The organism is Streptomyces sp. NPDC002144 (assembly GCF_053593695.1).
The window spans coordinates 340,699-352,497 of record NZ_JBSFDB010000002.1 but is presented as its reverse complement, the minus strand read 5'-3'; the positions used below and the strand labels follow the sequence as shown (position 1 = coordinate 352,497).

Below are 11,799 nucleotides of genomic sequence, written 5' to 3'. Positions count from 1 at the left end.
ATCGGTTGTCGGTCAGGCCTTTCGGTAGGTGTACGCCTCCGCTGCCGCCGCCTCGACCGCTGCGAGGTCGGCTCCGGCCGCCGCCGTGACGACCGCGGCCACCGCGCCCTCCACGAACGGCGCGTCCACCAGACGGGTGTTCGCGGGGAGTTCGTCGCCCTCGGCGAGCAGCGCCTTCACCGTGAGCACGGCACTGCCGAGATCGGTGAGCACGGCCACCCCGGCACCCCGGTCCACGGACGCGGCCGCCGCGGCGATCAGCTCCGCGCTCGTGCCGAGTCCGCCGCCCTCGGTGCCGCCCGCGGGGGCGACGGGCACCGACGTCCCGCCGCCCGCCAGCCCCTTCGCCAACTCGGCGACGGACGCGGCCACTTCCGCGCTGTGCGACACCAGCACGATCCCGACCGTCTTGTCGTCACTCACCGGCCGCCTCCGCGAGCCCCGCGATCAGCAGCGCCGACGAGGTGGCGCCGGGGTCCTGGTGGCCGACGCTGCGCTCGCCGAGATAGCTGGCCCTGCCCTTGCGGGCCTGCAGCGGTGTCGTCGCCAGCGCACCCTGCTCGGCCGCCGACCGGGCCGCCGGGAAGCCGTCGCCGAGCGCGTCCACGGCCGGCACCAACGCGTCGATCATGGTCTTGTCGCCCGGTGCGGCACCCCCGAGCGCCATCACCGCGTCCACGCCGGCCCGCAGCGCCTCGGCCAGCTGACCCTCGTCGACCTCGGCGGCATCGCCCAGTGCCTTGCCGGTGCGGCGCAGCAGTGTGCCGTACAGCGGCCCCGAGGCACCGCCGACGGTCGAGATCAGCTGCCGTCCCGAGAGCGTCAGGACCGCACCGGGGGTCTGGGGCGCCTCCTTCTCCAGCGCCGCGATGACGGCTTTGAAACCGCGCTGCAGATTGCTGCCGTGGTCGGCGTCCCCGATGGGCGAGTCGAGGGCCGTGAGCCGCTCCGCCTCGCGGTCGACGGACGCGGCGGTCGCCGTCATCCAACGGCGGAAGAACTCGGCGTCGAGCACTGGATCTCCTTGCGTGGTAGGTACGTTGACACCCCGGCCCGCGGTGCTACATCCCCCAGCGCAGCCCCGGCGTCTTCACCGGCGCGTCCCAGAGGCGCAGCAGTTCCTCGTCGACCTGGCACAGGGTGACCGAGGCACCCGCCATGTCGAGGGAGGTCACGTAGTTGCCGACCAGGGTGCGGGCGACGGCCACACCCCGCTGGGTGAGCACGCGCTGGACCTCGGCGTTGAACCCGTACAGCTCCAGCAGCGGGGTCGCGCCCATGCCGTTGACCAGGACGAGCACCGGATTGCGCGGGGTCATGTCGTCCAGGATCGCGCCCACCGCGAACTCGGCGATCTCGCCGGACGTCATCATCGCGCGCCGCTCCCGGCCGGGCTCGCCGTGGATGCCGATGCCCAACTCCAGCTCGCCGGGCGGCAGATCGAAGGTGGGGCTGCCCTTGGCGGGGGTGGTGCAGGCGCTGAGGGCGACGCCGAAGCTGCGGGAGTTCTCGTTGACCTGCCGGCCGATCGCCTCCACCCGCTCCAGCGGCTGGCCCTCGTCCGCCGCCGCGCCCGCGATCTTCTCCACGAACAGCGTCGCGCCGGTACCGCGCCGGCCCGCCGTGTAGAGGCTGTCGGTGACCGCCACGTCGTCGTTGACCAGTACCTTGGCGACCTGGATGCCCTCGTCCTCGGCGAGCTCCGCCGCCATGTCGAAGTTCAGGACGTCACCGGTGTAGTTCTTCACGATGAACAGCACACCGGGCCCACTGTTCACGGCCGCCGCGGCCCGCGCCATCTGGTCCGGCACCGGGGAGGTGAACACCTCGCCCGGGCAGGCGGCCGACAGCATGCCGGGGCCGACGAAACCGCCGTGCAGCGGCTCGTGCCCCGAGCCGCCGCCGGAGATCAGGGCGACCTTTCCGGCCACGGGGGCGTCGCGCCGTACGATCACCCGGTTCTCCACGTCGACCGTCAGCTCGGGATGCGCCGCCGCCATGCCCCGCAACGCGTCGGCTACCACGGTTTCCGGAACGTTGATCAACATCTTCATGGGTTCCTCCTGGTGAGATGCGCGTCCGGCTCCTGGGCCCGTACTGCTGCCACTCTCGGAAGTATCCGCGCTCGGAGGGCGAAGGTCACGTGGACGGCGGGATCCCGCTGCGTTCCAGGGGGCCCGGGCGGCCGTCTCAGTGGGGCGCGAGCTGGTCCCATTCCCGGCCCCAGGACTCGACCCGCCGCCGGTCCAGCAGGCACCTCCCGGCGGCCCCGGCACCGAGTCCCAGTCCGGTCACCGCGAGCGCGGCACCGGCTCCGAAGAGGACGGCCTCGGCGAGCGACTCGGTCGGACCCGGCGGTTCGGTGGTCAGGTCACCCCGGGTGTTCGTCCAGACGACGACATGAGATCCGGCGGTACGGCCCGCGTCCACCAGAGCCGTCCCGGTTCGTGCGGGCCCGCCCGCTGGCGTCCAGCGGACCGTCACCAGAGCTCGGCGATAGGTCTGTGAGGCCCGGGGCGCGTCCGTGAGCAGAACGGCCTGAACGGGGGCGCGCTCGGCGCGCTGGCGGGCGAAGACGTCGGCGGCGGACCGGGCCGCCATGAACCCGGCGAAGGTGCCGCCCACCGCGACGATCAGCCACACGGCCAGCACCAGCCAGGCCTCCAGAACGTCGTCGTGCCGCCGCAGCGGGTTGGCCCGCCACCGCCACAGCCACCGACTGGTCCGCCCGTGTGCGCGCATCGGCCGCACCTCCCTCTCGTCACCACCTGCACGGTGGCAGCCGGGGAGCGCGGTGCGGGATGGGCCGACCAGGGGCGGGTCCGGGGCCGACCGGAACCAGTGGCGAGATGCGGATGGGCCGATCGGGCCCTTTCGCGGACCGTCGGTCACGGTCCGTCGCTGGCATCGCCTCCGGGCTCGGCGTCCTGTTCGGCCAGTGCCTTGATCGACCGCAGACGGCCCTCCCACTGCTCCGCCAGGGTGTCCAGCCAACGCGTGGCGTGCCGCAGTGGCTGGAGGTCCGCGGCGTAACGGACCTCGCGCCCGCTCCGTCGCCCACGCACCAGCCCCGCGCGCTCCAGGACGGCCAGATGCTTGGCCACCGCCTGCCGTGTGACCGGGAGGGGCGCGGCGAGGGACGTGGAGGTCGCGTCGCCGTCGCGGACGAGTGTGGCGATGATCCGGCGGCGGACCGGATCGGCCAGCGCCAGCAGGACGTCCTCGGGCGCGTGCTCGCCGCCGTCCGCTCCGGTCATGCTGCGGGCCGCTCGCACTGCTCACGCAGCTGGCCGAGCTTGCCGGGCCAGTTCCGGCTGTTGGCGCGGTGGCGATCGGCGGCCTCGTCGGCGGGCAGGCCGAGCCGGGTGAATCCGCTCTCGGCCATGGTGAGCCGGGTGCCTCCCGCACTCTCGTCCCAGGCGAGCGTGAAGGTGACGAGGGTGGCGTTGGCATCGGTCGGTTCCTCGCCCGCGGCGCCCTGGGACCAGCGCCAGGAGAAGGTGTGCGGCGGATCGACCGTCTGGATGCGGGCCGGGATGGTGCCGTGCACGCCGTGATCGAAGAGCAGGAGGCCGTCGGGGTGCAGCTCGACCTTGACCGGGTCGCCGTTGCCGAACCAGCGGCCCAGGAAGGCGGGTTCGGTGAGGACCGTCCAGACCCGTTCCACGGGCGCGTTGATCAGGATGTCGCGTTCGATGACGTCGGGAAGCATCGCAACCTCGTTTCGTGTGGATGCGCTACCACTAGGTTGCACGTCGAGCGCGGAATGTGCAACCACTTGGTTGCGTATATGAACGGCCCCCGCAACCAGGGCCGACCGGCCCAAGTGCGGACATGGCGTCCCGGACACCATGGGGGTGGAGGGCCATCCGTGCGTCGCACGCGTTCGTCCGGGTACGGGCGGCCGATCCGACGAGAGGGAGTCGAGAGGGAGTGACGAGCCATGGCGGACAACGCACCTTCCCAGGCCGTCGAGGCGCACGCGCCGGGTGATCTCGGGCGTCGGCTCGTCGCACGGCGTACGGAACTCGGACTGAGCCGCGAGCAGGCCGCCGACCGGGCCGGCATGGCCCCGGGCTATCTGCGCTACGTCGAGGAGCACCCCGGCGCCGCCCCCGGACCGGGCGTCCTGCTGCGGCTGGCGGAGGCCCTGGAGACCACCGTGCGGGACCTCACCGGCGGTGACACCGATCAACCGCCGGGCCCGGGGCGCGCGGTGCGCGAGCCGGACTTCGTCGAGCTGAGCGCCACGGAGTGCCGGGCCCTGCTGGACACGCACGGAGTGGGACGGATCGCGGTGCCCACCGCCTCCGGGCCCTTGGTCGTGCCGGTCAACTACAGCGTCGTCGACGGCGCGATCGTCTTCCGTACCGCACCGGGCACCACGCCCGCACGGGCCTCCGGCCACCGGGTCGCCTTCGAGGTCGACCGCATCGACGACGCCTTCAGCAGCGGCTGGAGCGTGCTGGTGCGGGGGTACGCCGAGATCGTGACGGATCCCGCCGAGGCGGGCCGGCTCGCCGAGCTGGCGCACAGCACGCCCTGGGCGGGCGGACGGCGCGAGCAGTGGGTGCGCGTCGATCCCCTCGCCGTCACCGGGCGCCGCATCACGGTGTGATCCGGGACGTTTTGCCCGCGGACGAGGACCGATGGTCCCTCACCCCGAGGGCTCGCCCGGCGCAGGATGGACGGAACGCTCCAGCGATGTACCCAGGTGAGAGACGGGCTGGCCCATGTATCCGAACGACGGTTTCCGCGAACTCGAACGGCCGGAGTGCCTGCGTCTGCTGGCGAAGGTGCCCGTCGGGCGGATCGTCCACACCCGGCAGGCCCTGCCCGCCGTGCTGCCCGTCAACTTCACCCTGGACGGCGACGGCGCGGTTCTGCTGCGTACCTCGGCGGCCTCGGAGCTGGCCCGCGCGGTCGACGGCGTGGTCGTCGCCTTCGAGGTCGACGAGGTCGACGCGGCCACCCACTCGGGCTGGAGCGTGGTCGTCACCGGCCCGGCGATGGTGGTGACGGACCCCGCGGAGCACGAGCGCCTGACCCGGACCGGCCCGCGGTCCTGGGTGCCCTCGCCCCGGGAGGTCTTCGTGCGCATCGAGCCGGAACTCGTCACCGGCCGCGAACTGGTCGGCGGACGCAGCCTGTACGGGGTGCAGCTGGCCCCCTGAACGCCCGGTCAGCCATCGCGCTTGAACAGTCGCTCAAGGGCTTTACGGCGGCACCGGTTTTGTGCCGTCGGCCCCCCTGCCCGCGGTTCGTCACAGCTTGAGCGTGAACCAGGTGGTCTTGCCCTCGTCGGTGGGCCGTACCCCCCAGTCGTCGGCGAGTGCCCGCACCAGCAGCAGGCCTCGTCCGGACTCCTCGTCGTCGGCGGCCAGCCGGGGCTGGGGGAGGTGCGGGCTGTGGTCGCTGACCTCGACGGTGAGGTCGGTGTCGGTGCGGCGCAGGTGCAGGCCGATGGGGCCGACGGCGTGCTGGACCGCGTTGGTGAGGGTCTCCGACAGGAGCAGGACCGCGTCGTCCGTGGCCGTGGCACAGTCCCAGGCCTCGAGTGCCTTGTGCAGGAAGGCGCGCGCTTCGGGCACCGACGACGGTATGGCGGGCAGGTCGGCGCTGATGGACGCCAGCGGGGCGGCGGGCAGCTGTGCCAGCAGCAGGGTGACGTCGTCGTTGTGGCTGTCAGCGTCGGGCAGGAGGCTCGCCAGCACCCGGTCGGCCACGGCCTCCAGACCGGGGGCCTCGGCGAAGGAGCGGCCCAGAACGGTGGTGAGTTCCTCGATCCTGCCCTCGATGTCGCTGCCCGGGGTCTCGATCAGTCCGTCGGTGTAGAGGACGAGGGTCGCGCCGGGCGGGATGGCCGTGCAGGACTGCTGGTAGAGGACGCCGCCGACGCCGAGCGGCGCGTTGACGGGCGAGTCGAGGTTGCTGACGCCCTCGCCGGGCAGGGCGACCAGGGTGGGCAGGTGGCCGGCCGAGCACACGGTCACCGTCCCGGCGTCCGGGGCGATCACCAGATAGCAGCAGGTGACCAGTTGGTCGGGGACGTCGAGGTCGGTCACGCAGGTGTCCAGGGCCTGCATCAGCTGGCGCGGCTGCATGCCGGTCTTGGCGAGGGCGTGGGCGGCCGAGCGCAACTGGCCCATCACGGCGGCCGCTTCGAGGCCGCGGCCCATCACGTCGCCCATGAGCACGCCGACCCTGTCGGCGCCCAGCGGGATCAGGTCGAACCAGTCGCCGCCCACACCGGCGCCCTGGGTGGCGGGCCGGTAGCGGCTCGCCGTGGCCAGGCCCGGGATGGCGGACGGGGCGCCCATGAGGCTGCGCTGCAGGGTCAGGGCGATGTGCCGTTGCTGCTCGTAGAGCGCGGTGAGTTCGGCCTCCGCGCGCTTGCGGTCGCTGATGTCCCGCACGATGGCGCAGGCGCCCACGACCGTGCCGTCGGTGTCGCGGGTGGGCCAGAGCGTGACGTCGACGTCCAGCAGGTCGCCGGTGTTGGTCAGCCGCAGCGTCTCGAAGTGTTCGACCTTCTCCCCGTGTCGCAGCCGTTTGAGCAGCGAGCTGACCTCCTCCCGCAGTTCCGGTGGAGCGAGCAGCGACACGTGCCGGCCGATGGCCTCCTCGGCGGTGTAGCCGTACAGGCTCTGGGCGGCGGCGTTCCAGTAGGTGATGTATCCGTCGAGGGTCTTGGCGAGGATGGCGTCCTGGGAGGACTCGACGAGCGCGGCCAGTTCGTTGATGCGGGCCTCGGCGGCCTTGCGGTCGCTGACGTCCCGTACGGCGGCCGACACCAGGAGTCCGTCGGTCGTCTCCAGCGGACTGAGGCTGATCTCGACGGGGAACTCGGTGCCGTCCTTGCGCAGTCCGTGCAGGTCCAGGCCGGCGCCCATCGGGCGGACCTGACGGTTGGCGGTGTAGCCGTGGCGGTGCCTGGTGTGCTGCTCGTGGAAGCGGTGCGGCATCAGCAACTCGACGGGGCGGCCGAGCAGTTCCTCGCGCCGGTAGCCGAAGAGTGCCTCGGTCTGGGCGTTGACCAGCCGGATGGTCCCGGTGTCGTCGACGATCACCATGGCGTCCGGGGCCGCCTCCAGAAGTCCCCTGAACCGCTCCTCGGCGGCCCCCGACCCGCTCTCCCGGAGCTCCGCACCACACCGGCAGCCGTCCCATTCGGCCACCCCGGCGGCAGTGGTCATCCCGACTCCTGCGAACTCACTCATGCCAACCCCCAGTTCACCGCGCGGTGGGTCGGGCCATCCCAGCGCACCCACCCCGGCCCCGCCACCGGATGTCCCCTACTGTCCGCGCACTGACCGAACCTGTCCGTCACCGCTTTCCGAAAAGGCGGACCACGCCGCATGCCGCCCGAACTGGCATTGCGGGTGACGGTGCGTGGGCGTGGGACGAGGTGGCCCTCCGCCGCGCGTGGCTCGGACCGGCGTCGGGCGAGGACCTCCGGCGCGAAGGGGCTTGTGCGTGGCTGTTCGCCGGGTCGGCACATACACGGGTTCGCTGCTGCCCGCGGGGCAATCGGCTGGTGCGTGGGCCGGTGTCCCGTGGACGCGTCGACGGGAGTCCGCCGGGTCCCCGCGGTGGACCGTTCGGCCCCTTCACGTGTCGCGGGTGCGGCCGAGCATGGAGGTGTCACGCGATGGATGGGGACGCGTGACGTGAGTCCTCGGGAGGTCGCCATGACCGGTACTCCGTATCTCGTGAGCGATGTGATGACCCGTACCGTCGTCGCCCTGCGTCGAGGTGCGCCGTTCAAGGAGATCGTCCGGACCATGCGGCGTTGGAACGTCAGTGCCATGCCGGTGCTGGAAGACGGTGACCGGGTGGCCGGGGTCGTCTCCGAGGCGGACCTGCTCCCCAAGGAGGAGTTCCGCGACGGCGACCCCGGCCGGTACACCCAACTGCACCGTCTGGCCGACCTGGTGAAGGCGGGCGCGGGTACCGCCGGGGACCTGATGAGCAGCCCGCCCGTCACCGTGCCGGCCTCCGCCTCCCTCGCCCAGGCCGCGCGGATCATGGCGCTGCACAAGGTGAAGCGACTGCCCGTCGTCGACGAGGACGGCGCGCTGCGCGGCATCGTCAGCCGTTCCGACCTGCTCACGGTCTTCCTGCGGGACGACGAGGACATCGCCGAGGAGGTCCGCCGCGACGTCGTCGCCGCGTTGTTCCCCGAAACGGCCGGACCGATCGATGTCGCGGTCCGGGACGGGGTCGTGCGGATCACCGGACGGGTCACCGACACCACCCTGGTCCCCGTCACCACCCGGCTGGCACGTGCCGTCGAAGGCGTCGTGGACGTGGACTGCGCCCTGCTGGGCCCACGTCGGCACCCCGACCTCGACCCCGATCTGCCGGACACCGCCTCGATCGCGCGGCCCCCGGGAACCGGCGGCGCCGGCTGAGGCGGCGCCGAACAGGCGGGAGTTCGGCGGACCTTGGACGCCAGGGCCGACCGGGCGCATGTCGGGCTCGGTCGGCCCACGCGCGCCCCGGCGCCCGGCGGGACGCTGAAAGCGGCGAAGAAGAAGAGGAGGAGGGAGACATGACTGGCATGATCGAGCGGCTGCCGGGCTGGCCGGCGTTCCCCGACCTGTTCGGATGGGTCGAGTCCGGCTTCCCGGGGGCGCACACGGTCCCCGGTCTGCACGGCATCCGGATCGAGGAGCACCTGGCGGACGAGAAGTACGTGCTGCGGGCCGAACTCCCGGGCATCGACCCCGCCAAGGACGTCGAGATCACCGTCACGGAAGGCGTTCTGACCCTGCGGGCCGAGCGCAGTGAGGAGACGACACAGAAGCACCGCACGGAGTTCCGCTACGGCACCTTCGCCCGCTCCGTCCGCCTGCCGGCCGGGGCAGCGGGTGACGAGGCCACCGCCGAGTACAGGGACGGTGTCCTGACCGTCACGATCCCGGTGCCCGAGATCAAGACGGGCACGAAGACCATCCCCGTGCGGCAGGTCTGAGTACGACGCCGTACACGGCCTGACCAAGAAGTGCGCGGTCGGTACGCCGACCGCGCACACGTCTGTCCGCCGGCCGACGGGCAACGGGACCGGCCGGGCCGTACGGGGGCCGGTCGGGGGCGTTGGCGGGGCTGGTCGGCCCCGTGCGGGGTGTGGGCCGGCGGTCGACGCTGGAGGGCGTAGTGCGGATCCGGATGAGGGAGGGGTGTCATGAACGGTTGCGGTCCGGTCGTGGTGGGAGTGGACGGTACGGCGGCTGGTCTGGCCGCCGTGGAGGCCGCGGCGTGGGAGGCCGACCGGCGCGGTGCGGCGCTTCGGCTCGCGCACGCGCTGACGTGGGTCTCGCCGGACGTGCCGGCCGGTGTGGCGCCCTGGGACCCGGACGGTGCCGGCACCCGGGACCGGGTCAACCAGGCCTTCTCGGACGCCGAGGACCGGGCCCGCCGGGTCGCGCCCCACCTCGTGATCACGCGCGAGGTCCAGGTCGGCGCGCCGGAGACTGTTCTGGGGTCCGAGTCGCGCGCCGCCTGCCTCACCGTCGTGGGCATCCACCGGATCGACGGAGCGCGCGGCCGTCTGCACGGCTCGGTCGCCGGCCGCCTGACCGCCCGGGCCGGCTGCCCGGTGCTGGTCGTCCGCGGCAGGCACACGCGGACCGGTCCCGTCGTCCTGGCGGCGGACGAGTCGCCCAGGGCCCGGGAAGCCGCCGGGTTCGCCTTCGCCGAGGCCTCCGAGCGCGGCGCCGACCTGGTGGTGCTGCGCGCGAGGCGCAATGGTCGTACGACGGCCGACGCGCTGTCCGCACTGCGCGAGAAGTATCCGAACGTCACCGTGCGCACCCCTGCGGTCCGCGGCCGTCATCACCGTGCCCTGGTCGAGGCGAGCGTCGACGCGCAGCTCGTCGTGGTCGGCGTGCCGCGCGGCGGTACGACGGCCGTGCTGCCCGGATCCGAAGGCCGCTCCATCCTGCGCGACGCGCACTGCCCTGTCGCCCTGGTGCCCGCGGCCGACCGGTGACCGACGCGAGGGACCGCTCGACCCTCCCCTCCGCCGCGATGGAGTGAGACCGTTTAGGTGGGTCCCTTTAGGAGGGTCCGTCCCATTGCGCCCGTAAGGGGGTGTGACCGATGCGGAAGCTCCGCCGGGGGAAGGTCCTGGGATGGCGCTGGCGCCGCAACCCCCTGCGTCGGCCGAGTGACGTGGTCGAGGCGTGGATCGTGCTGGTCGCCTGGACGGTCGCGATCGTGGGGGCGGTCGTCGCGGGGGTGATCGGCTCGCAGATCGCGCATAGAGCGGTGGCGCACGACCGGGCGGGACGTCTGCCCGTGTCCGCCGTGCTGGTGAAGGCGGTGCCCGGCGGCCGGGACCTGGTCACCGGCTTCAAGTACGACCGGGTCCGGGCCACGGTCCGCTGGACCGACGCGAAGGGAGTCACGCACACGGGTGTGACGGACGTGAAGACGACCGTGAAACCGGGCAGCGCGCTGACCGTGTGGACGGACGGCCGGGGCCGGCTGGTGGCCGCGCCCATGAACTCCGCCGAGGCGACGACCCGCGTGGTCCTGGCCGGCACCGGAGCCGCCCTGAGCGCCGGGCTGACGGCGCTGGGAGCCGGTGGCCTGGTACGGCTGCGGGTGCAGCGGCGCGCCACCGAGCGGTGGGGCGCCGAGTGGGAGCGCGTCGGCCGCCAGTGGGGACACACCACCGGCTGAACGTCACGGGGTCGCTTCCCGATGCGCGGTCGGTTTCCGCTATCGCCATTCGGTACGGGGTCGCTTCCGGTACGGGGTCGTGTCCGGAACGGGGTCGCTTTCCGTACGGGCGGGACCGATGGCCCCTGACCGCCCCCGGCACCCGGGCCCACGATGACACCGTCAGACCGGACCCACGGGAGGAGCAGGGTCATGACCGCCCAGCACGTGGCCGTCGGAGTCGACGGCTCGCTCATCGCCGTACGAGCGCTCGACCTGGCCGCCGAGGAGGCGGTCCGGCGCGGCGCGCCCCTGCGCGTGGTCTACGCCGTGTCCGACCGCGACGAAGCCCCACCGATCCTCGCCGCGGCCGCCGAACGGATCCGCGACCGTCACCCCGAGCTGCCCTTCGAGACCGAGGCCGCCGAGGACGACCCGGTCCGCGCCCTGGCCAGGGAGAGCACCGGCGCGGCCCTCACCGTCGTCGGCACCCGGGGTCTCGGCACGGTCGGCGGCACCCTGTTCGGCTCCGTCAGCCTGCGGCTGGCCGCGCACACACACGGGCCGCTGATGATCGTCCGCGGCGACCACCCCTGCGGCGACGACCGGGCGGTGCTGCTCGGGCTGGAGAGCGACGCCGACGCGGAAGCGGCCGCCCACGCCTTTGAGGAGGCGGAGCGGCGCGCGGTGCGGTTGCGCGTCCTGCACACCCCGGCACACCGGCACACCACCCCCGAACTGCCCTCGCTGATCCCCGCGACCAGCCCCGGCCAGCGCCGGCAGGCCCAGGAGGAGCGGGCCGAGGAGGCCGTGTCGCGGTTCGGTATCGCCCGGCTGCGGCAGGCACACCCGGCGGTCACCGTCGACACGGGGTCGGTGCGCACCGGCCCGGCCCACGCGCTGCTGGCGGCCACCCGTGAGTGCGCGGTCGTCGTCATCGGCCGCCACCGGCACCTCGGCCCGGTGGCGCACACCCTGCTGCACCGCTCGCACTGCCCGGTGGTGCTGGTCCCGGGCACCGAATGACCGTATCTCCTAGGCCGGATGGGCCGCTCGGCCCTGTTGGGTACCCAGCGGGCGGGAGAGGGTGAGGAGGTGCGGACCGGCAAGCACCTCCGATCCGAATCCGAT

14 protein-coding genes are annotated in these 11,799 nt (G+C 73.0%); 7 read left to right on the top strand and 7 right to left on the bottom strand.

From position 1 onward, the window contains the following. Positions 1-12: 12 nt before the first annotated feature. The 6 genes from ACWCQ1_RS04075 to ACWCQ1_RS04050 all read right to left on the bottom strand — a co-directional run bounded on the left by ACWCQ1_RS04075 (position 13) and on the right by ACWCQ1_RS04050 (position 3,712). Positions 13-423, bottom strand: a complete 411-nt coding sequence (locus tag ACWCQ1_RS04075) for a PTS-dependent dihydroxyacetone kinase phosphotransferase subunit DhaM (RefSeq protein ID WP_356764856.1) — start codon at positions 421-423, stop codon at positions 13-15. Then, the gene (gene dhaL, locus ACWCQ1_RS04070; RefSeq protein WP_451025783.1) at positions 416-1,015 is read right to left on the bottom strand and encodes a dihydroxyacetone kinase subunit DhaL; all 600 of its coding nucleotides are present in this window, start codon (positions 1,013-1,015) and stop codon (positions 416-418) included. Before dhaL ends, ACWCQ1_RS04075 begins: the two co-directional genes overlap by 8 nt. Before the next feature lie 46 nt (positions 1,016-1,061). Then, on the bottom strand, positions 1,062-2,054 hold the full coding sequence (gene dhaK / locus ACWCQ1_RS04065; RefSeq protein ID WP_451025782.1) for a dihydroxyacetone kinase subunit DhaK: 993 nt from the start codon (positions 2,052-2,054) through the stop codon (positions 1,062-1,064). Between the two features lie 136 nt (positions 2,055-2,190). Continuing rightward, positions 2,191-2,742: an Rv1733c family protein gene (locus tag ACWCQ1_RS04060; RefSeq protein ID WP_451025781.1), complete on the bottom strand. Its 552-nt coding sequence runs from the start codon at positions 2,740-2,742 to the stop codon at positions 2,191-2,193. Between the two features lie 146 nt (positions 2,743-2,888). Next, positions 2,889-3,257, bottom strand: a complete 369-nt coding sequence (locus tag ACWCQ1_RS04055) for an ArsR/SmtB family transcription factor (RefSeq protein WP_451025780.1) — start codon at positions 3,255-3,257, stop codon at positions 2,889-2,891. Next, on the bottom strand, positions 3,254-3,712 hold the full coding sequence (locus ACWCQ1_RS04050) for an SRPBCC domain-containing protein (RefSeq protein ID WP_451025779.1): 459 nt from the start codon (positions 3,710-3,712) through the stop codon (positions 3,254-3,256). Before ACWCQ1_RS04050 ends, ACWCQ1_RS04055 begins: the two co-directional genes overlap by 4 nt. 231 nt (positions 3,713-3,943) lie before the next feature. Between ACWCQ1_RS04050 and ACWCQ1_RS04045 the strand changes: the two genes are divergently transcribed. Beyond that, a complete protein-coding gene (locus ACWCQ1_RS04045; RefSeq protein WP_358605807.1) occupies positions 3,944-4,618 on the top strand; it encodes a helix-turn-helix domain-containing protein in 675 nt (224 codons plus the stop codon). Positions 4,619-4,733: 115 nt separating this feature from the next. Next, on the top strand, positions 4,734-5,174 hold the full coding sequence (locus ACWCQ1_RS04040) for a pyridoxamine 5'-phosphate oxidase family protein (RefSeq protein WP_451025778.1): 441 nt from the start codon (positions 4,734-4,736) through the stop codon (positions 5,172-5,174). A gap of 90 nt (positions 5,175-5,264) precedes the next feature. Here the strand turns inward: ACWCQ1_RS04040 and ACWCQ1_RS04035 are convergent, their stop codons facing one another. Then, entirely contained in the window at positions 5,265-7,196 is a 1,932-nt protein-coding gene (locus tag ACWCQ1_RS04035) for a PAS domain S-box protein (protein ID WP_358605801.1), read from the bottom strand. Between the two features lie 495 nt (positions 7,197-7,691). Between ACWCQ1_RS04035 and ACWCQ1_RS04030 the strand changes: the two genes are divergently transcribed. From ACWCQ1_RS04030 to ACWCQ1_RS04010, 5 genes are all read left to right on the top strand, one after another. Beyond that, positions 7,692-8,414 (top strand): CBS domain-containing protein, encoded by a 723-nt coding sequence (locus ACWCQ1_RS04030; RefSeq protein WP_451025777.1) that lies wholly within the window; start codon positions 7,692-7,694, stop codon positions 8,412-8,414. 140 nt (positions 8,415-8,554) lie between these two features. Further along, complete coding sequence (locus ACWCQ1_RS04025) at positions 8,555-8,977, top strand: Hsp20/alpha crystallin family protein (RefSeq protein WP_451025776.1); 423 nt, start codon at positions 8,555-8,557, stop codon at positions 8,975-8,977. A 210-nt stretch (positions 8,978-9,187) separates the two neighbouring features. Continuing rightward, positions 9,188-9,994, top strand: coding sequence for a universal stress protein (locus tag ACWCQ1_RS04020; protein ID WP_451025775.1), 807 nt, complete (start codon positions 9,188-9,190; stop codon positions 9,992-9,994). 110 nt (positions 9,995-10,104) lie between these two features. After that, positions 10,105-10,689, top strand: a complete 585-nt coding sequence (locus ACWCQ1_RS04015) for an Rv1733c family protein (RefSeq protein WP_133045234.1) — start codon at positions 10,105-10,107, stop codon at positions 10,687-10,689. Between the two features lie 192 nt (positions 10,690-10,881). Next, positions 10,882-11,694, top strand: a complete 813-nt coding sequence (locus ACWCQ1_RS04010) for a universal stress protein (RefSeq protein WP_207929834.1) — start codon at positions 10,882-10,884, stop codon at positions 11,692-11,694. The last annotated feature ends 105 nt before the right edge of the window (positions 11,695-11,799 follow it).